Annotated in this window: 19 protein-coding genes, 1 pseudogene and 3 riboswitches; of the genes and pseudogenes, 4 read left to right on the top strand and 16 right to left on the bottom strand. The window is 69.7% G+C overall.

Annotated features, from left to right (window positions below):
• Positions 1–8: 8 nt before the first annotated feature.
• Genes cobF through cbiE form a run of 6 tightly spaced genes read right to left on the bottom strand, consistent with a single transcriptional unit; the run spans position 9 to position 5,116 of the window.
• Positions 9–752 carry a precorrin-6A synthase (deacetylating) gene (gene cobF / locus NHN26_RS08090; RefSeq protein ID WP_253088988.1) on the bottom strand — a complete coding sequence of 248 codons (744 nt, stop codon included), beginning with the start codon at positions 750–752 and terminating at the stop codon, positions 9–11.
• Positions 745–1,476 (bottom strand): uroporphyrinogen-III C-methyltransferase, encoded by a 732-nt coding sequence (gene cobA, locus NHN26_RS08085; RefSeq protein WP_253088987.1) that lies wholly within the window; start codon positions 1,474–1,476, stop codon positions 745–747. The genes cobF and cobA overlap by 8 nt, the downstream gene beginning before the upstream one ends.
• Positions 1,473–2,786 carry a cobyrinic acid a,c-diamide synthase CobB gene (locus NHN26_RS08080; RefSeq protein ID WP_253088986.1) on the bottom strand — a complete coding sequence of 438 codons (1,314 nt, stop codon included), beginning with the start codon at positions 2,784–2,786 and terminating at the stop codon, positions 1,473–1,475. The genes cobA and NHN26_RS08080 overlap by 4 nt, the downstream gene beginning before the upstream one ends.
• Entirely contained in the window at positions 2,776–3,555 is a 780-nt protein-coding gene (gene cobM, locus NHN26_RS08075) for a precorrin-4 C(11)-methyltransferase (RefSeq protein ID WP_253088985.1), read from the bottom strand. Before cobM ends, NHN26_RS08080 begins: the two co-directional genes overlap by 11 nt.
• On the bottom strand, positions 3,552–3,920 hold the full coding sequence (locus tag NHN26_RS08070; RefSeq protein ID WP_253088984.1) for a cobalamin biosynthesis protein: 369 nt from the start codon (positions 3,918–3,920) through the stop codon (positions 3,552–3,554). The genes cobM and NHN26_RS08070 overlap by 4 nt, the downstream gene beginning before the upstream one ends.
• The gene (gene cbiE, locus NHN26_RS08065) at positions 3,917–5,116 is read right to left on the bottom strand and encodes a precorrin-6y C5,15-methyltransferase (decarboxylating) subunit CbiE (protein WP_253088983.1); all 1,200 of its coding nucleotides are present in this window, start codon (positions 5,114–5,116) and stop codon (positions 3,917–3,919) included. The genes NHN26_RS08070 and cbiE overlap by 4 nt, the downstream gene beginning before the upstream one ends.
• Between cbiE and NHN26_RS08060 the strand changes: the two genes are divergently transcribed.
• Positions 5,115–5,870 (top strand): cobalt-precorrin-6A reductase, encoded by a 756-nt coding sequence (locus NHN26_RS08060; protein WP_253088982.1) that lies wholly within the window; start codon positions 5,115–5,117, stop codon positions 5,868–5,870. The genes cbiE and NHN26_RS08060 overlap by 2 nt on opposite strands.
• On the opposite strand, the gene cobJ is transcribed toward NHN26_RS08060, so the two are convergent.
• The 8 genes from cobJ to NHN26_RS08020 all read right to left on the bottom strand — a co-directional run bounded on the left by cobJ (position 5,843) and on the right by NHN26_RS08020 (position 16,023).
• Positions 5,843–6,595, bottom strand: a complete 753-nt coding sequence (cobJ, locus tag NHN26_RS08055) for a precorrin-3B C(17)-methyltransferase (protein ID WP_253088981.1) — start codon at positions 6,593–6,595, stop codon at positions 5,843–5,845. The genes NHN26_RS08060 and cobJ overlap by 28 nt on opposite strands.
• On the bottom strand, positions 6,592–7,320 hold the full coding sequence (gene cobI / locus NHN26_RS08050) for a precorrin-2 C(20)-methyltransferase (RefSeq protein ID WP_253088980.1): 729 nt from the start codon (positions 7,318–7,320) through the stop codon (positions 6,592–6,594). Before cobI ends, cobJ begins: the two co-directional genes overlap by 4 nt.
• Positions 7,317–7,946 (bottom strand): precorrin-8X methylmutase, encoded by a 630-nt coding sequence (locus NHN26_RS08045; RefSeq protein WP_253088979.1) that lies wholly within the window; start codon positions 7,944–7,946, stop codon positions 7,317–7,319. The genes cobI and NHN26_RS08045 overlap by 4 nt, the downstream gene beginning before the upstream one ends.
• The gene (cobN, locus tag NHN26_RS08040; RefSeq protein ID WP_253088978.1) at positions 7,936–11,247 is read right to left on the bottom strand and encodes a cobaltochelatase subunit CobN; all 3,312 of its coding nucleotides are present in this window, start codon (positions 11,245–11,247) and stop codon (positions 7,936–7,938) included. Before cobN ends, NHN26_RS08045 begins: the two co-directional genes overlap by 11 nt.
• A 6-nt stretch (positions 11,248–11,253) precedes the next feature.
• Positions 11,254–12,291 carry a cobalamin biosynthesis protein CobW gene (gene cobW / locus NHN26_RS08035; protein WP_253088977.1) on the bottom strand — a complete coding sequence of 346 codons (1,038 nt, stop codon included), beginning with the start codon at positions 12,289–12,291 and terminating at the stop codon, positions 11,254–11,256.
• The gene (locus NHN26_RS08030; protein WP_253088976.1) at positions 12,288–12,668 is read right to left on the bottom strand and encodes a DUF1636 family protein; all 381 of its coding nucleotides are present in this window, start codon (positions 12,666–12,668) and stop codon (positions 12,288–12,290) included. The genes cobW and NHN26_RS08030 overlap by 4 nt, the downstream gene beginning before the upstream one ends.
• 122 nt (positions 12,669–12,790) lie before the next feature.
• A riboswitch (cobalamin riboswitch) is annotated at positions 12,791–13,003 on the bottom strand.
• Between the two features lie 30 nt (positions 13,004–13,033).
• Complete coding sequence (tcuA, locus tag NHN26_RS08025; RefSeq protein ID WP_253088975.1) at positions 13,034–15,550, bottom strand: FAD-dependent tricarballylate dehydrogenase TcuA; 2,517 nt, start codon at positions 15,548–15,550, stop codon at positions 13,034–13,036.
• A gap of 98 nt (positions 15,551–15,648) precedes the next feature.
• Complete coding sequence (locus tag NHN26_RS08020) at positions 15,649–16,023, bottom strand: hypothetical protein (protein WP_253088974.1); 375 nt, start codon at positions 16,021–16,023, stop codon at positions 15,649–15,651.
• A gap of 34 nt (positions 16,024–16,057) precedes the next feature.
• Positions 16,058–16,266, bottom strand: a riboswitch (cobalamin riboswitch).
• A gap of 80 nt (positions 16,267–16,346) precedes the next feature.
• A riboswitch (cobalamin riboswitch) is annotated at positions 16,347–16,529 on the top strand.
• Positions 16,530–16,572: 43 nt separating this feature from the next.
• Between NHN26_RS08020 and bluB the strand changes: the two genes are divergently transcribed.
• Together bluB and NHN26_RS08010 are read left to right on the top strand one after the other, a co-directional pair.
• Positions 16,573–17,259 (top strand): 5,6-dimethylbenzimidazole synthase, encoded by a 687-nt coding sequence (gene bluB, locus NHN26_RS08015; protein WP_253088973.1) that lies wholly within the window; start codon positions 16,573–16,575, stop codon positions 17,257–17,259.
• Positions 17,260–17,831: 572 nt separating this feature from the next.
• Positions 17,832–18,464, top strand: a complete 633-nt coding sequence (locus NHN26_RS08010) for a tyrosine-type recombinase/integrase (RefSeq protein ID WP_253088972.1) — start codon at positions 17,832–17,834, stop codon at positions 18,462–18,464.
• Positions 18,465–18,524: 60 nt separating this feature from the next.
• On the opposite strand, the gene NHN26_RS08005 is transcribed toward NHN26_RS08010, so the two are convergent.
• Positions 18,525–19,109, bottom strand: a complete 585-nt coding sequence (locus tag NHN26_RS08005; protein ID WP_253088971.1) for a hypothetical protein — start codon at positions 19,107–19,109, stop codon at positions 18,525–18,527.
• Positions 19,110–19,164: 55 nt separating this feature from the next.
• Positions 19,165–19,896, bottom strand: a complete 732-nt coding sequence (locus NHN26_RS08000) for a hypothetical protein (protein ID WP_253089102.1) — start codon at positions 19,894–19,896, stop codon at positions 19,165–19,167.
• Between the two features lie 35 nt (positions 19,897–19,931).
• Here NHN26_RS08000 and NHN26_RS07995 point away from each other — a divergent pair.
• Positions 19,932–20,061: pseudogene (locus tag NHN26_RS07995) on the top strand (IS66 family transposase); the annotation flags it as partial.

Below are 20,061 nucleotides of genomic sequence, written 5' to 3'. Positions count from 1 at the left end.
CCGGGCGGTCAGCCCCCCGATGCCCGGCGCAGCAGATAGATATCCATGATCCAGCCATGCCGCGCCCGTGCCGCGGCGCGCGTCTCGACGATGCGGGGGCCGGCCTCGGACAGCGGCCCCGACACCGTGGCTTCCTCAGCCATCCCCAGATAGGCGCCCCACCAGATCGTGACGCCCGCAGGGTCGAGCGCCTGGAACGCGCAGCCGCCATCCAGCATCACCACCAGCGTGTCGGCGCAATCAGGCCAACCCTCTTCCCGCAGCCGCCGCCCCGTGGTGACAAGGAACGGCGCGCCGATTTCGTTCAGCGGAATGGCATGGGCGGCGCAAAGCGCCTGCAAAGCCGTGATGCCGGGCACGACCGTGATCCGCGGCGGCGGGCTTAGCCGGGCGGCGATCCGAAGCGAGCTGTCGTAAAGCGCGGGGTCACCCCAGACCAGCAGGGCCACCCGCTGCGCCTCCCGCCCCGCCGCCGCGACCCAGGCACATGCGATGGCGTCGTGCCAGGCCTCCACGCCCTCCAGGTAATCGCCCCCGGCGTCGCGTTTCGGCAGGTCGAATTCCACGATCCGGGCGTCGTCGCCGCCCAGCACCCGGGCGCAGATATCGCGCCGGAGGTCCGCGAGGTCGGCCTTGTCCGCGCCCTTGCGCGGCACGAGGATCAGGTCGGCCGACCGGATCGCCTCCGCCCCTTGCAGGGTCAGGTGGTCGGGATTGCCGGTGCCGATGCCGATCAGGACCAGTTCACGCATCGGCGGCCTCTTCGGCAAGCGGGCCGTAGAGGATCAGCGCGGGCGCGGGCGAGGTCGCCTCGGCCAGCGCTTCCGCCAGCCCCCCGACGGTGCCGAGCGTCAGGCACTGCGCCTCGGTCGTGACACCCTCGGCCAGCAGCGCGGGCGTCTCCCTCGGCAACCCCCGCGCGACCAGCGCCCCGGCAAGCGCCGGGAAGGTCCGCCGCCCCATGTAGACGACGGTGGTGGCATGGGGATCGGCCAGCGCATCCAGGTCGATATCGTCGGGCAGGTGACCGGTCACGTCATGGCCGGTGACGAACTGCACCCGCCGTGCGGTCAGCCGCCGCGTCAGGGGAATACCCGCCGCCGCTGCGGCGGCGCAGGCGGAGGTCACGCCGGGCACGATTTCATACCCGATGCCCGCCGCGCGCAGCGCCGTGATCTCTTCCTCCAGCCGCCCGAACAACCCGGCATCGCCCGATTTCAGCCGCACCACCCGGGCGCCGGTGGCCGCGTAATCCACCAGCAACCGGCTGACATGATCCTGTTTCGGCGAGGCGCGCCCGGCGCGCTTGCCCACACCCACCAGATCGGCGCCGGCCCGTGTATGTGACAGGATCGGCCCCGAGGACAGATCGTCGAACAGCACCGCGTCGGCGTGCTTCAGCCGGTCGACCGCCTTCAGGGTCAGGAGTTCGGGATCGCCCGGGCCGGAACTGACGAAACTGACGAAGCCGCTCACGCCGCACCCTCCGTGATGAGGTGAAAGAAACTGCCGGTGACATGCCCCCGCACCGACCCGGTTTCGGGCACGGGATTGCCGCCCGCATCGGTAACGCGGGCGAGCGGCGCATCGGGCTGCTCCAAGATCGTCGAATAGTGGAACTCGTGCCCGTAGAGCATCGCGCCTGCCCCGTGGCCCGGCATGGCGGTTTCCAGCACTGCGCGGCGATAGCCCAGATGCAGGCGCCGCCGCGCATAGCTGGTCACGAGGCCCAAGAGCCCCGCCATTGCGTGCCGCTCTCCGTCCGCATCGACCAAACCCGCGCCCAGCACCATGTAGCCGCCGCATTCGCCATGCACGGGCCGGCTTTCGGCATGGCGCCGCAACCCGTCGAGGAAGGTGCCCGCGGCGGCGAGCCGGCCGGCATGCAGTTCGGGATAACCGCCCGGCAGCCAGACCAGATCGGCCTCCGGGGGCGCCTCATCGGCCAGCGGCGAGAACGGCAGAACCTCCGTCCCGGCCCGCCGCCAACCCTCCAGCAGATGCGGATAAGTGAAGGAGAACGCCGCATCCCGGGCCAGCGCGATTCGTTGGGCGGGCGGGTTCGGCCAGCGGCCGGGCGGCCGGTTCGAACCGGCACGCGCCGCGTCACGCAGCGCGGCAAGGTCGGCATGGTCCCGCAGGAACGCCCCCAGACGGCCGATCACCGCGTCGATGTCGCCGTACTCCTCGGCCTGCACGAGGCCCAGATGCCGCTCGGGCAATTCGAGGTCGCTGCGCCGGGGCAGCGCGCCGAACACGGGTATGCCCAGCCGCGCCATCTCTTCGCGGATCATCACCTCGTGCCGCGCGCCTGCCACCCGGTTCAGGATCACGCCCGCCAAGGGCGGCGCGTCGGGGTGGTGTGCGAATCCCAGTGCCGTGGCCGCCGCCGATTGCGCCTGCCCGCCGACATCCAGCACCAGCACCACCGGCCAGCCGAAGGCGCGCGCGATCTCGGCGCTCGACCCGCGCCCCGAGACGCCCTGCGCCGAGGTCCCGTCAAAAAGTCCCATCGACCCTTCCGACAGGATCAGGTCCGCCCCCTGCGCCCGGGATGCGATGGCCCCGAGCAAGTCCTCGCCCATCGCCCACATGTCCAGATTGTAGGACTCGCACCCCGCCGCGATGCGGTGGAACGCCGGATCGATATAGTCCGGTCCGTTCTTGAAGGGCTGCACCGTCAGCCCCTCTTCACGAAGCGCGCGCAAGATGCCCAGCGTCACGGTCGTCTTGCCCGATCCCGAGGCCGGGGCGGCGATGACGAGGCCCGGAGGATTAGCCGCCATGGTGCCCCCCTTCGGCCCGTTGCGGCCGAAAGCGGCGGTCGTAGTCGGGCGCATATAGGCAGCTTTCGGCGAAGCCCTCGGCCCCCAACGCCGGGCCGACAAGGATCAGCGCCGTGCGTTCGATCCCCTCGGGCAGCGCGGCCTCGACTGTGTCAAGCGTCGCGCGGGTAATGCTCTGGTCCGGCCAGCTGGCGCGGAACACCACCGCAACGGGGCACTCGCCGCCGTAATGGGGCGTCAGATCGGCCACCACGCGGGAGAGGTTGTGGATCGACAGGTGAATGGCAAGCGTCGCGCCGGTGGCGGCGAAATTGGCCAGGCTCTCGCCCTCGGGCATCGTCGAGGCCCGGCCCGGCGTGCGGGTCAGGACCACCGATTGCGCAAGGCCCGGCAGGGTCAGCTCGGCCCCCAGCGCCGCCGCCGCCGCAGCGAAAGAGGGAACGCCGGGGGTCACACTGACCGGAATCCCCTCGGCCTTCAGCCGCCGGATCTGCTCGCCCATCGCCGACCAGACCGACAGATCCCCGGAATGGAGCCGCGCGACGTCCTTTCCCGCGGCATTGGCCGCCCGGCATTCGGCGGTGATCGCGTCAAGATCCAGCGGTGCGGTGTTCACGATCCGCGCACCGGGCGGGCAGTGGGCCAGGATCGCCTGTGGCACCAGCGACCCGGCATAGAGGCAGACCGGACAGGCCGCGATCAGGTCGCGTCCGCGCAGGGTCAGCAGGTCGGGGGCGCCGGGGCCCGCGCCGATGAAATGGACGGTCATGTCGTGTCTCCGGTTGCGATGGCGCAGGTGGCCATTCGGTCGGTTGAAACGGCGCGCGGGCCTGTGAGGTGCGCGGAGGGTCCGGCGGCGGCAAGCGCGGCGGCCTCGGCGACCGAGCCTGTGCCGTGCAGGACGCGCACCCGGGGCGCCTCGGTCAGGGTGGCCGGGGCGGCGAGGTCGCTGGACGAGACCGCCCGGACCGGTAGGCCCAGCCGCGCCGCCAAATCGGCGAGGCAGGGCGCACCGGCCTTGTCCCTTGGGGCGGCGAGGGCGGTCAAACCACCGCTACCGCCGGCCCGCGCCAGCGCTTCGGACAGGCTTTCAAGGGACGCGCCCTTGCGGAAGCCGAACCCCGCCACCCTCATCGCACGGCGCTCCACTGCACCACCGGATAGGCAGTACGCCAGCCGCGCCTTGTGCCCAGCGGCTGTGCCTCGGCCAGTTCCACGCGCAGCAGGCTGCCGCCCTGCGCGGCCTGCCACGCGGCCAGCAGCGCCTCGGACTCGAGCGTCACCGCGTTTGCCACGACACGTGTACCGGACCCGAGCCGCGCCCATAGGTCCGACAACAGCACCTCGGACAGCCCACCGCCGATGAACACGGCCTGCGGCGGGTCAAGACCGTCCAGCACCTCGGGCGCACGGCCCTCGACCACGCGCAGCCGGTCCACCCCCAGCGCTGCGGCATTCGTGCGGATGCGGTCGGCGCGGGCGGGATCCGCTTCGACGGCAGTCGCGTGCATCGACGGGTGGCAGGCCAGCCATTCGATCGAGATCGAGCCCGACCCCGCGCCGATATCCCACAGGTGTTCACCCGGCCGGGGCGCAAGCGCGGAGAGCGTCAGCGCGCGGACCGGCCGCTTGGTGATCTGCCCGTCATGGTCGAACAGGTCGTCGGGCCAACCGCCGCAGGCGGGGATCGGGGCGCCCGTCCCGGCGACCTTCAGCCCGACGCAAACCGGGTGCGCCACATCGGTCAGGTCGTACTCCGCGGCCTTGGCGTTTCGAACCCGTTCGCGCGGCCCGCCCAGCGCCTCCATCACCCAGATCCCGGTTTCGCCAAAGTCCAGCCCGGTCAGCCAGGCCACAAGATCGCGCACCGCGGACCCGTCACGCAGCAGCACCAGCGCCCGCGCGCCAGGCGCCAGATGGGGACGCAACTGCCCGAAGGGCGTGGCATGAAGGCCAAGGCAGGGCGTCCTTTCCAGCCGCCAGCCAAGGTGCGCCGCGGCAAGCGAGAAAACCGAGGGGGCCGGGAAGGCGCGCCATTCGCCGGGCGCGAAGTCCCGCGCGATCACGCTGCCCGCGCCGAACCAGAACGGATCGCCCGAGGCCAGTACCACGACGGGGCGACCGCGCAGGGCGCGCAACTTTTCGAGACCGTCGGCGAAGGGCACCGGCCATTCGACGCGTTCGGCCGCCAGATCTGGCAGCAGGCCCAGATGCCGCGTTGGCCCCATGACGATTTCGGCGGCTTCCAGCGCGGCACGGCTTGCAGGCGGCAGCCCGTCCGGGCCATCTTCGCCCAACCCCACGATCGTCAGCCACGGAGCCTCAGCCATGCGCCCCAACCTCCTGATCCTCGGCGGGACGACCGAGGCGACCGCGCTGGCGGCCAAGATTGCGGCCCGGAGCATCGACGCGACCCTGTCCTTCGCCGGCCGGGTGGAGCGCCCCAAGCCGCAGCCGATTCCGGTGCGGATCGGCGGCTTTGGCGGTATCGACGGACTGGCGGACTTCCTGACGGCGCAGCGCATCACCCATCTGGTCGACGCAACCCATCCCTTCGCTGCGCAGATGAGCCGAAATGCCGTCGCCGCCTGCGCGACCACCGGCGTGCCGCTGGTCGCGCTGACCCGGCCACCCTGGACGCCCCAGCCCGGCGACGACTGGCGCCGCGTGCCCGACATAGCGGGCGCGGTCGCCGCGCTGGCGGGGCCGCCCCGGCGCGTGATGCTGGCCGTTGGGCGGATGCATCTTGATGCCTTCGCCGCCCAGCCGCAGCATTTCTACCTGCTGCGCCTGGTCGATCCGCCGGCCAGGGCGATCCCCTTGCCGGACCACCACACCCTCGTGTCGCGCGGCCCCTTTACCGAGGCCGGCGACCGCGCGCTGATGTGGCAGCACCGGATCGACCTCGCGGTGTCGAAGAACGCGGGTGGCACCGGGGCGCGGGCCAAGATCGACGCGGCGCGCGCGCTGGGCCTGCCGGTCCTGATGATCGACCGGCCGACGCTGCTCGAACGACATGAGGTTTCGACCCCCGATCAGGTTCTTGACTGGCTGACTCATTCCGGCGCGGACCTCGGTGTATAGACGATGGGCACACCGTTGCGCGCGATGATCCGGGTCAGGGACGAGCCGACCAGAACGACCGTGCGCATGTCGGCCATATCGGGGGTGGCTTCGGTCAGCGGCACGACGCGGATCGCCTGCTCGGGCGTCGAGACTGCTCGGGCGAAGATCACGGGCCGATCATCGCCGCAGACGTCGCGCAGCATGCCAAGCGCGCGGGCAAAGCCCTCGGGCCGGGCCTTCGAGCGAGGGTTATAGAAGGCCATGGCGAAATCGGCCTCGGCCGCCAAGCGCAGGCGTTTCTCGATCAGCGCCCAGGGCTTGAGGTTGTCGGACAGGTTGATCGCACAGAAATCGTGCCCCAAGGGAGCCCCCGCCCGCGCCGCGGCGGCCAGCATCGCGGTGATACCGGGCAGCACGCGGATGTCGAGTTCGCGCCAGTCCGCGGGTCCACTCTCGACCGCCTCGAACACCGCCGCGGCCATGGCAAAGACTCCCGGATCGCCCGAGGACACCACCACCACGCGCCGCCCCGCCGCCGCCATCTGCAGCGCGTGGCGCGCGCGATCCAGTTCCACCCGGTTGTCCGAGGCGTGCAGCGTGAGGCCCTCGCGCGGGGCCACCCGTGCGACATAGGGGATGTAGCCCACAACGTCGGTCGCCTCTGCCAGCGCCGCCGTGACCTCGGGTGTCACCAGCGTCTCTGATCCTGGCCCCAACCCGGCAATCACCAGCCACCCGCTCATGGCCGCCGTCCATGGCCGTGGACCAGCGCGATGGAGAAGTAGGGTGCGGTCTCGCCCGGGTAGTCATCTAGCCGCGTCACCTTCTGCCCAGGCATCGCGGCGCATTCGACCAGCCAGGCCTCCCCGGCGCGGCCCGCCCGCGCCAGCGCGCGGCGCAGCTTGGGCAGGTGGCGGCCCATCTTCATCACCACCACGGCATCCGCACCCGCGATTCCCCTCACCAGTGCATCCTCCGGCAGGGTTCCGGGCAACACGGTCAGGATGTCGTCCCCCCAGGTGATCGGCGCGCCCGTCGCCGTCCAGGCGGCCGACATGCCGGTGATGCCCGGCACGACCTCAACCGGCACGACGCCCGTCAGCCGCGTGTAGAGATGCATGAACGAGCCGTAGAAGAACGGATCGCCCTCGCAGAGCACGACGACATCTTCGCCTGCCTCGGCCAGCGTGCGCAGACGGGCACAACTCTCGGCATAGAAGGCGGCAAGCACCTCGTTATAGCGGGGATCGCTGAAGGGAATCTCGGTCGTGACCGGGTATTCCATCGGATGCTCGGTCGCGCCCGCGGGGATCAGCCCCTCGACGATGGCGCGCGCCTGCCCCTCGCAGCCGGCCTTGCGGAAATAGGCGACATGGGTCGCGCCACGCAGCAGGCGGTCGGCGCGAACACTCATAAGGTCGGCAGCACCCGGGCCGAGGCCCAGGCCATAAACGGTGCCCACCCTCATTCCGCGCGGCTCGCGATGGCGTTGATGGCGGCGACCGTGATCGCGCTGCCGCCCAGCCGGCCCTCGACAATGGCGCAGGGCACGGGCTGTGCCTGCCAAAGCGCCTCTTTCGACTCCGCCGCGCCGACGAAGCCGACCGGGCAGCCGATGATCGCGGCGGGACGCGGGCAGGAAGGATCCTCCAGCATATTCAGAAGATGAAAGAGCGCGGTCGGCGCGTTGCCGATGGCGACCAGCGCGCCCGCAAGGTGCGGCCGCCAGAGCTCCAGCGCAGCGGCCGAGCGCGTGTTGCCCATCGCCGCGGCGCGCTCGGCGATGCCTTCCGCCTGCAAGGTGCAAATCACTTCGTTATCGGAGGGCAGGCGCGCGCGGGTCACGCCCTCGGACACCATGCGCGCGTCGCACAGGATTGGCGCGCCGCCCTCCAGCGCGGCCCGGGCCGCCGCCACGAACCCCGGCGAAAACCGGATATGCGGGGCGAGGCCCACCATGCCCGCGGCATGGATCATCCGCACCGCGACGGGTTCTTCCTCGGCGTCGAAGCGCGCCAGGTTGGTTTCGGCGCGGATTATCGCGAAGGACTGGCCGTAGATCGCGGCCCCGTCGGTTTCATAATCATAAGGCATCGTTGGTCTCCGGATGCAGGGCGGCGGCGATGGAATTGCGGCGCGTGTGCCAAAGCCCCGCGCGATCGAGCGCCGCGAACCGCTCACGCATCGCCGCAAGCGCCTGGGGGTTGGCCTCTGCCATGAAGGCGGTCAGGTCGTCGTCGCCAAGCGTCGCCTGGTAGTAGAGGTCGAAAAGATGCGGCGGCACGACGCCCGCGAGGAGGGCAAAGGCCGCGAGGTGGTCGAGCGTGGCCGCGATCTCGGCGGCGCCGCGAAAGCCGTGGCGGCGCATCCCCGCCAGCCACGCCGGGTTGGCGGCGCGGGCGCGCACCACGCGGGCGACCTCTTCGGACAGGGTCCGGGTGCGGGGACGATCAGGGTCGGTATTGTCCAAGTGGTACAGCGCGGCCTTACCGCCCGTGACAGCCTGCGCCGCGGCAAAGCCCGCCTCGTGCGCGGCATAATCGGCGGCCAGCAGGATATCGGTTTCGGGCAGGTCTTGGGCGTGCACGAACCCATCCGCCCGCTCGACGCGAGCTTTCAGACCTGCCTCGTCGCGGCGGCTCTCCGCGCCATCCAGCGCCCAGGCGCTGGCCGCGAGCCAGGCCTCGCCCGCGGCGCGTCGGGCCTCGTCGGTATACTCCTCGACCGCAAGCCCCATGCCCAGCCCGTAACTGCCCGGCGCGGGCCCATAGACGCGCGCGCCGACATCACGGCCGGCATAGGGGTTCCAGTCGGGCGCCTCGTCGCGCGCGCCGAGCACCCGTATCGCCTGTTGGAACAACGCCGAGAGCGTGGGAAAGACATCGCGGAACAGGCCCGAAACCCGCAGCGTCACGTCAAGCCGCGGCCGGTCGAGCATGGCGATGGGAAGCACCTCGACGCCGGACACTCTTTCGGAGCCTTCGTCCCAGACGGGTGTCACGCCCAGCAGGTGCAGCGCCATGGCGAAATCCTCGCCCGCGGTGCGCATCGTGGCCGAGCCCCACAGGTCGATGACCAGCCCGCGCGGCCAATCGCCGTGGTCCTGCAGGTGGCGTCGCACGAGGTCCTCGGCGAGTTTCACGCCCTGCGCATGGGCCGACCGCGTCGGCACCGCGCGTGGATCGGTGGTGAAAAGGTTGCGGCCGGTGGGTAGGACATCGCGCCGCCCGCGATAAGGCGACCCGGACGGGCCCGGCGCGATCTGTCCGCCCGCGAAGGCCGTCAGCAGCGCCATTCGTTCCGCGGCGATGGAAGGGCCGGTGTCAAAGCCGCCGGGCGTAGCCGGGGCGCGGCCGAAGACATGCAGCCCGTCGCCGAACTGGCTATCCTTCACGTCGCAGACGAACCGGTCGATCCGGGTGATCGCCTCGGCCGGGCAGGCGGCGGCCTCCAGGCCCAGATCCTCTTCGACGCCCAACGCCTGCGCCTCGGTCCGGATTTCCTTTTGCAGGCGCGCCCGACGCTTGGGGTCCAGCCCATCGGCGTTCGAGAACTCGTCGAGCAGCGCTTCGAGGCGGGCAAAGCGGTCTGGCGTGCCGCTTTTCCGCAAGGTCGGCGGGATATGCCCGATGGTGACGGCGGCGATCCGGCGCTTGGCCTGTGCGGCCTCGCCGGGGTCGTTGACGATGAAGGGATAGATCACCGGCAGCGTCGCGATCAGCGCCTCGGGCCAGCAAGCCGCCGACAGCGCCACCGCCTTGCCCGGCAGCCATTCCAGCGTGCCATGCGCCCCCATGTGGATCACCGCGTCGCAGCGTATGGCCTCGCGCAGCCAGAGATAGAAGGCGACGTAGGCGTGGCGCGGGGCGCGGTGGACATCGTGGTAGTCTTCGTCGCGTGTCGCCGGATCACCGCGCTCGGGTTGCAAAGCCACCAGCGCCGTACCGCGCCGGGTGGCGGCGAACTGAAAGGCGCCGTCCCGTACGGCAGGGTCGGCCTCGGGCGGGCCCCAGGCCGCGTCCAGCGCCGTCCGCAGGGTTTCGGGCAGGCGGGCGAGTGCCGCGCGATAGGCGTCGAGCGGCCAGGCCTGCGTCTCCTGCGCCAGCGCATCGCACAGGGGCGGACCGGGTGCGATGGGAACGCCCTCGGTGCCAAGGTCGTCCAGCACCGCCTCGGCCGAGGCCAGCGCATCGAGCCCGACCGCATGGGCCATTTGCCAAGTTTTGCCCGGGTAGGTGGACAGCACGATGGCGGGGCGCTTTTCGGCGGCGGGACGCCGGGCAAGTCCCACCCACGCCAGCACCCGGTCGGCGATCGCGGCGATCCGGTCGGGATGCGCGCTATGGGCGTGGCGGGAGAATTGCAGATGCGGGTCGCGCGGGGCCGGTTCCTTGAAGGACGCGACACCGGCGAAGATGCGGCCGTCTACCTCGGGCAGCACGACATGCATGGCCAGATCGGCGGGCGAAAGCCCGCGCTCGGCCTCATTCCACGCCCGTTCGGTCGAGGTCGCCAGCGCGACCTGGAACACCGGAACGCCGCCCGCATCCAGCGGCGAGGCGCCGTCCTCGCCCTTGCCCGAAAAGGCCGTGGCGTTGACGATCGCCGAGGGGCGCAGGTGGCCGATCTGGCGGGCCAGCCAACGCGCGGCCTCGGGCGCCTTGAGAGAGGGCACGAAGAGCGCCGTGACATCGCAACCGCGCGACCGGAAGGCGTCGTATAGCGCCGCGATTGGGTCCAGATCGGCCGCCGTCACATAGGCGCGGTAGAAGGTCAGCACGACGCGCGGGCGGTCACTGTCCGGCCCAAGGTCCACCAGCGGGCAGCACACGCCCTGCTCGGGGGTCCAGGCGCCGACTTGCGGCACCGCCTTGGCCCCCATCACCGGCGCGGCATACAGCCCCGCGGCCAGCGCCATCTGCGCCAGCGCCGCCTGCGCGGCCACCGCGCCGCCTGCATCGCACAGCTGCGAAAGCCGCCGCAGCGTGGACACCGGCAGGGTCGAGACCTCGTCGAGACGCGGATCGGGCCGTCCGTCCGCAGGCAGCACGGCCAGCGCGATACCCCTGGCCTGCGCCAGCGCCTGCACCTGTTGCAAGCCGTAGTCCCAATAGGCGCGCCCGCCGATCAGCCGGATCAGGATGCCCTTGGCGCCCTCCAACGTGCGTTCGACATAGGTATCCACCGACAGCGGATGCTTGAGCGCCGCGAGGTTCGCCAGCCGCAGCGTCGGCATCCGTCCCTCGGCCCCGCCGCCCCGGTGCCAGCCCGCCGCGAAGGCCCCCAGATCGCTGTCCGAGAACGAGAGCACCACCAGATCTGCCGGGTCCTGCCCCAGATCCGTCGGTGTCTCGGTCTCTTCCAGACCGTGGCTTTCGCGGAACACGACGTGCATGGCGGTTCAGCCCGCCAGCGCGGCGCGGATCGCGCCTTCGTCGATATCGTCATGCTCGGCGATCACCACCAGGCGCGTACTGCGCGCCTCGCCCACGCCCCAGGGCCGGTCGTACTGGTGGCGCACCCGCGCGCCCACGGCCTGCACCAGCAGGCGCATCGGCTTGCCCTGAACGGCCGCGTGGCCCTTCACGCGCAGGATGTTCTGTTTCCGCGCAAGCGCCTCGATACGGCCGGCCAGGATCGCCGGGTCGGCCTGTTCCGGCAGGTCGACCACGATGCTTTCGAAATCGTCGTGGTCATGGTCGGCCGCGCTGTCGTGATGGCTGGGGCGCGCGTCCAGGTCGTCCTCGGCCCCGGCCCCCAGCCCCAGGATCACGCGCGGGTCCACGACGCCTTCGGCCACCTCGACGATCGGCAGGCGGCGCGGCGCCTCGGCCTCGATCACGGCACGCGCGGTGGCCACGCCCTCGGGGCCCGCCAGATCGGGCTTGGTCAGCAGCACGATATCGGCGCACGAAATCTGGTCCTCGAACACCTCGGACAGCGGCGTTTCGTGGTCGATGCTGTCATCGGCGGCCCGCTGGGCGTCGATGGCGGCCAGGTTCGGCGCGAACCGGCCGGCGGCCACGGCCTCGGCATCGGCGACCGCGATCACCCCGTCCACCGTGATCCGCGAGCGGATGTCGGGCCAGTCGAACGCCTTGAGCAGGGGCTTGGGCAGCGCCAGGCCCGAGGTCTCGATCAGGATGTGATCGGGGCGCGGGTCCAGCGCCATAAGCGCCTCGATCGTCGGGATGAAATCGTCGGCCACGGTGCAGCAGATGCAGCCATTGGCCAGTTCGACGACGTTCTCGGCCGGGCAATCGGGGATGGCACAGGATTTCAGGATCTCGCCATCGACGCCGACATCGCCGAACTCGTTGACGACGACGGCAAGGCGCGTGCCGCCCACGTTCTGCATCAGATGGCGGATCAGGGTCGTCTTGCCCGAGCCGAGAAAGCCGGTGATCACGGTGACGGGCAGCTTGGCGAAATCGGTCATTCGGAAGACTCCAAGGGGGGGATGCGGGCAATGCAGTTCTTGCGGAAATGCTCGGCGCGCGTGCGCCAGGGCACCAGCCCGTCCGGCGCATCGCGGTATTTCACGGCGCCCTCGGCCAGGACGGGCGCAAGGCCGGCGTCGAGATTGCCGTAGACATAGGTCCAGCGGCCGGGACCGCGCAGCGCGACGGTGCAGCCCGCCGTGCAATTCGACAGGCACTCGACCGGCGTCAGGCGGATGTCGGCGGGCAGGTTCTGGTCGGCCAGCGCGTCGTGCAGCCGCGCACCGGGCAGCACGTCACCATCGCCGACAGGCTGACCCTGACGGCATTTCACGCAAACCAGAATTTCAACCGCGCCCTCGGGCGCGCCGCTCATCCGGGTGCCGGACCGCGGAGGTGATTGGAAAGAAGCAACATGTTTGACCCCATAGCTCAGGGGACAAGGGCAGATGGCGGGTAGAGCCGAAGCCGGACCCGACACCGGAACACCCCGTCCGGTTACGTCGTCTTGCGCTGGCAGGTCTCCCGGCTTGCGGATGTCAGACCTTTCGGTCTGGCGGTTGCCCTGCCTTCCCGGCCTTGTCGGCCAGTGGCGGTGGGGCAGCCTCTCCGGTCACGGTCGCGGGGGCGGCTGCGCTTCGAACCTTGCGGCCCTTATCGCATTCCCTTTTCACCCACCCGAAGGCAGGCACCAGCACGGGTGTCATGCCCCCGAGACAGTCGGGTTGTCAAGCGAGAGGATCACTCTCGCGTGGCGGCCCGTGCGGCGCGTTCCCCGGCATGGCGCAGCAGGGCGGCCGCGCGATAGGCGCCGTGCGACAGCTTGCCGAAGGGCAGGGTCAGGACGAGGCCCAGCACGCTGCCCAGATGCAGCGCCAGCAAAAGGCCCATCGCCGCCGTGTCCCGCAGCGCAAGCAGCGCCAGCCCGTTGGCCGCGACGATTGCAAGGCTGGCACGCGTGAACCGGTCGGCGGTTTCCACGCGCCGCGCCGCGGGGCGCCGGTCGGCCCGCAGCCGTCGCGCCTCGAGACCGGCAAGACCCGCCAGCATGGCCATGCCGCCAACGGACCCAAGCACCACCGGCAGGCTGAGCACCGGATAGGGGGCGATCTGATCGAAGAAATGGTGTTTCGCCGCCCCGGCAATGGTCGCCAGAAAGGTGAGGCCGAGTCCGTAGGCCACGAGGTGATGCGCCCAACGGCGGGTCGGACCCACGGGGCCCTCGCGCGTCTCGCAACCCGGCCCCTTGCCGCCACCGAGGTTGCCCAGGGTCAGGACGTCCGACAGCGCCCTTGCCACGGTGCGCGGCGAATGGTGCGTGTCCGGTCCACGCCCCGCCCGCCAGAAAAGCCAGATGCGGAGGGTCAGGATCAGGCCTACCGCGCCGAAGGCAAGCCCAGCACCGGCCGCCATCACACCATGCGGGATCACGGCATAGAAACTGCCCTCCCCCCCACGGGCCGAGAAAAGCGCCTGCGGCGGGACCAGCAGGAGCGCCGCAAGCGGCAGGCCGACGAGGCAGAGTGCATAGACCACCGCAAGCCAGGCCGTGACAGAACCGCGCGGCAGCAACCCGGCCCGGTATTCCTCGGCCCGCATCTCGGCCAGCGCCACGGGCAGGTTCACCGCGAAATCATGCGGCGGTGCATACTGACAATCGTCATGGCAAGACCGGCAGTCGTGGCAGAGATGCGCAAGGTGGCGAAGGTCCCCGGCCGTCAGGGCCGCGCGCAGTTGCGCCGCGGGAAAGACGTCGCAGAGCCCGGTGCAGAAACCGCAGGTATTGCAGATGTTGAGCGCCCGGCGCGCTTCGGCGACCGGGTCGGTAGCGGGAACTGAGGCGGGCGCAGATGGCGGGATCTGGCAAGAGCACGCGGTAACGCGGAACTCGGAATGGGCCGAGCCCGCGATTTGCGCCGCCTCGCGTCCCGAGATGCGGCCGAAGACGCCGCCGATGGTCAGCGCGAGACCGGAAAGATAACCCTCGCCCAAGACAGCGCCGAACATCGTTGCCCCGGCCGCAAAAAGGCGCGGAGACACGCCGCCTCCCGCAAGGTGCACTCGTGCCGCGGCATCCACCGAAACGCCATGCCGTGTGAAACCGAGGCCCGGATGCAGGGGGATCGCCGCAAAGGGCGGCGCCAGAAGAAGGGGGGCCGCGTCCGACCGCGTGCGGGGCACGTCGGGCCGCGGACCGCCCGCAAGATGACACTCGAGTTCGGTCAAGGACTCGCGCAGCCCCGCCGTGTCGATGCCGCAGAGGCGGGCCAGCATCTCCGGGGCCTCTGCGGTGATCGGTGGATAGAGCATCGGCGGCAGGGCACGCACCCCGTCCGCCCCCAGCACCAGCCAGGCGCGGGGGTCATCCCGCAAGGCGAGCACATGGCCCCAATGGGAATAGCGTGCGGAACCCGCCTCGGCCCCCTCGTCGGTGAACCGCCGCCCAGCGGCATCCACGACGATGCCCAGATGCATCCCGTCCACACGACTGACGATCCCGGCATCGTCAAGGGGCGCGCGGGCATCCACCGCGACCATGTGCCCGTCGCCCGGCCGGCCCGCGGGCGCGGCCCCGTTCTCTATCAGCCAGAGCAGCGTCTCGCCCCGCTGGAAGGGCGTTCCCCGGTTGGCGAAACTCTGGGCGGCTGGCCCCACATGCGTGGCCAACCGCTCGCGGTCGGCCCCGTAGCCGCCACAGGCCAGGACCACCGCCGCGGCCTCGATCGTCATGGCGCCCTCCGGCGTCTCGACGTCGATGCGCAAGGGCTTGCCTGCCTCGGGTCGAAGCGCCGCGGGATCAAGCGCCCCGACCCGCCAGCCATACCGCATCTCGACCCCAAGCCTCTCGGCCCGGCGGCAAAGCGCGTTCACCAATGCCTGCCCGCCCCCCCGGAAAAACGCGGTGCGTAGCGACCAGGGCAGGTTGCCGTCCGCCCAGGGCTCGAACGCGACGCCCTGCGCGGCGAGCCATTCCCCGAGATCGGCCGAGCCGTTTGCAAGGGCCGCCGCAAGCTCGGGATCGGGCGCGCCGATCCTCGTCAGGTCTCCCAGAAGGTCCTCGACCGGATAGCACGCGCGCTGCCAGGGCGTCTCGGCATCGTGGGCAAGCCGGATATTTCGGGAATGGCGGGCATTGCCGCCGCGCAGGTGGAACGGTGCGGCATCGATCAGGGTGACCGATGCCCAAGCCAGCCGCGCCTCGATCGCGGCGCAAAGCCCGGCGAACCCGCTACCGACGACCAGAACACCGGCCCTCACGCGGGGACCATGCGCCAGGCCGGACACACGACCGGTGCGCGCGACGCCGTCGAGGCGCGGCGGCGCGCCCGCGCCCCTCCCACCGAAGCGTGCAATCCTCAAAGCGACAAACGGCGCGCGCGGGTCCCGCCGCGCCGACAGGGCGATGGCAGGCGAAGGTCGAGCGGCCGGGCCGGTGCATCCAGGGACGCGGCCAGAAGGGCGCGGAAGGTGGCCAGCGCGGGTCCGGGGGCAGGGCTTGTCGCGATACGCGTCAGCGCCGCCCGCGCCGCGGCGGCATAGTCACATCCGCCCGGCAGCGCGCCCAGCCATTGCATGAAGGCAAGCTGCCCGATCTCGCGCGCCCGTTCGGCGCTTTCGCCGCGGGCCTGCATCTGGATCAGCACCATCTCAAGCATCATCGCCCGCCCGGCGCCGCCACAGGATGCCAAGGGCTCGGGAATCGCACGGGGTTTCGAAAAACGGTTTGTCATCGCGGTCTCCTTGCCGGGGCACCCCGCCCGGGTTGAACAGGTCGTGACGATGGCAGGTCTCCTGACTTGCGGGTCGCTGCGCCCCCCGATCCTTCCCGGGCCACGGGGCCCAGTGGACATTTCGGAACACGCTCGCCGCCTACAGTTGCGGGGGCAGTCGCGGATTTGCCGAAGATCGGCGCACCGCGTTCCCTTTTCACCCGTGACACGTCGATCACGGGAACCATCGCTACCGGCATAGCCCGGGCGCCCGGCGGCGGTCAACGCGGATGAAACCGCGCCGCGGGGGGCATGCGCGGGCTTGCCTGCCGCCCATGGCGCGGTATATGCCGCGCCCGCCGGGTGCCCCGCGATGCCGGGGAGAATCGGGAAGCCGGTGAGAAACCGGCGCGGGCCCGCCGCTGTGACGGGGATGCCGCAGGCACGACGCCACTGGAGCGATCCGGGAAGGCGCCTGCCGGCAGACGACCCGAAGCCAGAAGACCGGCCCGGCAAGATGGCCGCCCCGCGTGGAACCCGAGGCGGCGCTGTCAAACCAGGAGGGCCAGAATGCCCGACACCGCCCTTGCGGCGCCCGTTCCCGCGCGCCGTTTCACCCCCGAGGAACGGGACACGATCCACGATTTGATCCGCAGCCGCCGAGACGTCCGCGACGAGTTCCGCTCCGCTCCGATCCCCGACGACGTTCTCTGGCGCATTCTGGACGCGGCCCATCACGCGCCTTCGGTTGGGTTCATGCAGCCCTGGAACTTCATCCTGGTCCGCGATATCGAGCGTCGCCGCGCGGTGCACCGCGCCTTCCAGATCGCCAATGCCGAGGCCGAGGCGATGTTCCCCGAGGACACCCGCAGCACCTATCGCGCGCTCAAGCTGGAAGGCATCCTGAAGGCGCCGCTGAATATCGTGGTGACCTGCGACCGCGACCGCTGCGGGCCGGTGGTCCTGGGCCGCACCCACAACCCCGAGATGGACCTATATTCCTCGGTCTGCGCGGTGCAGAACCTGTGGCTTGCCGCGCGCGCCGAGGGTGTCGGTGTGGGCTGGGTCAGCATCTACAACGAACCCGACCTGCGCGCGATCCTGGCGTTGCCCGACCACGTGGCGATCGTGGCCTACCTGTGCGTGGGTTTCGTCGACGCGTTCTACGCCGCCCCCGAGCTTGCCCTCAAGGGCTGGCGCCAGCGCCTGCCACTCGACTCGCTGGTCATGCACGAGACCTGGAACAACGGAGCGTAAAAAGCCGCGGCGGCGGGTCGTTCCACCCCGCCGTCGCTCGCGTCATGGTCGAGCGAAGCGACACCCATGGCATTGCCATTTGCATCAGGCTCAGAGCGCGAGAGGCGTTCTCGTAATAGGTCGAGCCCGTGGACTCTTTTCCACTTAAACATCGCAGCATTCGCGTATGTCGTCGCCTGCAATCTGGCGTGTTGCTAAGTGCTGGTGTGCGTTAAGGGCCTTCTGCTGCGGTGGTAACTCGCAATATGTAGCCGTGTTGGTCGCGATCGGTCGAAGCTGGAAGCACCGCGCCGCTTCTTTCCAACAAACCACAGGCCAGTTTCGCATTCACGAATGTCCGTTCACACGCGGCATCGCCGCATCGAATCTGAAGAGCGGGGGTTGCACCGGTTTACGTTTGACGAATTTGTAGCGGTCGCTTCCTGCGCATTCCGCCCGTTCGGACGAGGCGCGGCGTCCATCGACATGGGCCCCGCGGTTGGCCGCGCCGCTTCGCCGGTCCCCCGCGCTATCATGAATCACCAACGTCGGGTTGGTGCCGTGGCAGGGCGTGGTGGATGGGAGGAATTGCCATGCCCACTGCCAACCTGCCTGCCATTCGCGCTTGCCGCCCCGCCTGGAACAAGGGCCGCGTCGTCGGTCAGAAACGTCCGCTGATGCCGAAACACGTCTGGGCCATCCGCGTCCGCCTCGAGATCGCCGGGAACCACCGCGACCTCGCGCTCTTCAACCTCGCCATAGACAGCAAACTCCGGGGCTGCGATCTCGTGAAACTCAAGGTCGCGGATGTCTACTCGGCCGGCCGGGTCAAGGAATGCGCCTCGATCATCCAGAACAAGACCCGGCGACCGGTCAGGTTCGAGATCACCGAGGGCACGCGCAACTCACTGGAGCGTTGGATGAAGGAGCCCCTGATGGTCGGCTCGGAATACCTCTGGCCGGGGCGGTTCCACGATCGCCTCCACATCTCGACCCGGCAATACGCCCGCCTCGTCCGGGAATGGGTTCAATCCATCGGCCTGGACCCGACCTCCTACGGCACGCATTCGATGCGCCGCACCAAGGTCGCCCAGATCTACCGGAAGACGGGCAACCTGAGAGCCGCGCAGTTGTTGCTCGGGCACACCAAGATGGACAGCACCGTCCGATACCTCGGCGTCGAGCTGGAAGATGCTCTAGCGATCTCGGAGAGCGTTGAGATATGAAGGCGACGGGCCGCCTTCGCAGGCGGCCCTCAAACCGGCCATTCGTGAATGTTGAAGCGATCAGCGGCTCCGGGCCGGGGCCACCAACGCGCCGTCCGCGTGCGGGTTGCCGGAGATGCAATCCCGACAGCCCCATAGCGGTGCCGTCCGTTTTTCGCCGTCGCCGAGATCGTGCAGCAGGAAATCGCTGAGCGGCATGTAGGTCACGCCGTCGACCTCGTAGGTGCGGGTGACGTGGCAGGTCGCGCAGCCATCGGCCTCGAACTTCGTGAGTTCTTCCGGCGTTTCGAATGGCGAGACCGGGTCTGGCGACAAGGCCGCGAAGGCTGCTTCGACCTCGGCAATCTGCGCGACGTCGTCAATCCGAATACCATGCGCCGCGCCCGCGATCAGCGCGAAATCGCGAAACCGCGCTGCGGCAAGGTTCTCGCCCCATTTCGCGATCAGGGGTTGGCCGTCCGGGATGGGACACCTATGGTTCACCGATCGCGTAGGGCGCGTGAAATAGGCGAGGATATCTTGGTCGTTCGTGAAGAGACCACCACGTCTGATCATGGCTTTCACGATAGCAATTTCCCAATTTTCCAAGGTATTGCCCCGGCGCCGCTTTGTTACCTTGGGCTTCTTGTCCTCTTCATCTGCCATGCTGCACCTCCTGGGAGATGAATAACAAGCAACGGATCATGCACGAAGCGACGCTTCAGCCGGCATCAAGCGACGATGCGCCGCACGGTTGCTTGATGCCGGAATCGCGGCGAATGAGTTCGTTCAGCCTGAACAACGCGATCAGACGGCCGCGAGGCTGTGCCGCTGAAATCTCTCCTGCCGGATCGCCGCCAGAACGAGGGTAATGACGGCGGCAAGAAGCTTCCTCAGATGGGCAAGGATCTTGCGGATGTTGTGTCCGCAGCCGCAGAGGACGGCGAGCCCCTCGTGCGGCGTGTTGTGATAGACGTCGACGATCCAGCGCACCAGGGAATAGCACAGGTCCTCGGTGTCCAGGCAGATACGCGGATGCACGCCGGCAGATCTCGTCCATATGCGCCTCGATGGAGGCGTCGGTCATCTGCATCACGCCCTCGGCGCGGACCTCGTTGAACGCTTCGACCAAGGCGTACCGCTGGTCGATCCGCGCGCGCTGCCCGGGTGTCAGCGTGGCCAGCGAGGACCCTGTTCCACCGCTGGGCTGGCGCCGGGTGCGAAGCTCTTTCGGCAGGAAATGCTCGATCTCGTGCCGGACCTTGCCGGCGGCGTTGAGCCGGTTCAGATGCCCGAATTCGAAAACCTGGGCCGCACCCTCGCCCTCGGCAGGGACCAGGGCATAGGCGTCTTGCATCATGTAACCGAGACGGAACGCCTGACCGTCGATCGTCACGCGGTCCTCGCGACCGATCTGGAAGCGGGGGAAACGGCGGTCGAAATCCAGGCTCATTTGAAGTCTCCTTTCCAGCAGACCAGTGTTTTCGGGGTGATCCGATCACCGTGGCGCATTGCTGGGCCCATGCGCGGCGCAAGCTGAAAGAGGTCTTCGACCGCGACGGGTCCGAGATCGCCGCCGAGGGCCTGCGTCGGATCGCCGAACTCTATGCCGTCGAGA

It is taken from the genome of Rhodovulum tesquicola, from assembly GCF_024128855.1.
In the GTDB taxonomy this organism is placed as follows: Bacteria; Pseudomonadota; Alphaproteobacteria; order Rhodobacterales; family Rhodobacteraceae; genus Rhodovulum; species Rhodovulum tesquicola.
The sequence above is the reverse complement of the archived record's forward strand: the minus strand, read 5'-3'. Positions and strand labels throughout refer to the sequence as shown.

Excerpts from the sequence above, each read along its gene's own strand:
- cbiE (WP_253088983.1), bottom strand. The coding sequence starts at position 5,116 with ATGGCTGAGGCTCCGTGGCTGACGATCGTGGGGTTGGGCGAAGATGGC.
- cobJ (WP_253088981.1), bottom strand. The coding sequence starts at position 6,595 with ATGAGCGGGTGGCTGGTGATTGCCGGGTTGGGGCCAGGATCAGAGACG.
- NHN26_RS08020 (WP_253088974.1), bottom strand. The coding sequence starts at position 16,023 with ATGACAAACCGTTTTTCGAAACCCCGTGCGATTCCCGAGCCCTTGGCA.
- NHN26_RS08005 (WP_253088971.1), bottom strand. The coding sequence starts at position 19,109 with ATGGCAGATGAAGAGGACAAGAAGCCCAAGGTAACAAAGCGGCGCCGG.
- bluB (WP_253088973.1), top strand. The coding sequence starts at position 16,573 with ATGCCCGACACCGCCCTTGCGGCGCCCGTTCCCGCGCGCCGTTTCACC.
- NHN26_RS08000 (WP_253089102.1), bottom strand. The coding sequence starts at position 19,896 with ATGAGCCTGGATTTCGACCGCCGTTTCCCCCGCTTCCAGATCGGTCGC.
- cobN (WP_253088978.1), bottom strand. The coding sequence starts at position 11,247 with ATGCACGTCGTGTTCCGCGAAAGCCACGGTCTGGAAGAGACCGAGACA.
- cobM (WP_253088985.1), bottom strand. The coding sequence starts at position 3,555 with ATGACCGTCCATTTCATCGGCGCGGGCCCCGGCGCCCCCGACCTGCTG.
- NHN26_RS08060 (WP_253088982.1), top strand. The coding sequence starts at position 5,115 with ATGCGCCCCAACCTCCTGATCCTCGGCGGGACGACCGAGGCGACCGCG.
- NHN26_RS08030 (WP_253088976.1), bottom strand. The coding sequence starts at position 12,668 with ATGAGCGGCGCGCCCGAGGGCGCGGTTGAAATTCTGGTTTGCGTGAAA.
- NHN26_RS08070 (WP_253088984.1), bottom strand. The coding sequence starts at position 3,920 with ATGAGGGTGGCGGGGTTCGGCTTCCGCAAGGGCGCGTCCCTTGAAAGC.
- cobW (WP_253088977.1), bottom strand. The coding sequence starts at position 12,291 with ATGACCGATTTCGCCAAGCTGCCCGTCACCGTGATCACCGGCTTTCTC.
- cobI (WP_253088980.1), bottom strand. The coding sequence starts at position 7,320 with ATGAGGGTGGGCACCGTTTATGGCCTGGGCCTCGGCCCGGGTGCTGCC.
- NHN26_RS08080 (WP_253088986.1), bottom strand. The coding sequence starts at position 2,786 with ATGGCGGCTAATCCTCCGGGCCTCGTCATCGCCGCCCCGGCCTCGGGA.
- cobF (WP_253088988.1), bottom strand. The coding sequence starts at position 752 with ATGCGTGAACTGGTCCTGATCGGCATCGGCACCGGCAATCCCGACCAC.
- NHN26_RS08045 (WP_253088979.1), bottom strand. The coding sequence starts at position 7,946 with ATGCCTTATGATTATGAAACCGACGGGGCCGCGATCTACGGCCAGTCC.
- NHN26_RS08010 (WP_253088972.1), top strand. The coding sequence starts at position 17,832 with ATGCCCACTGCCAACCTGCCTGCCATTCGCGCTTGCCGCCCCGCCTGG.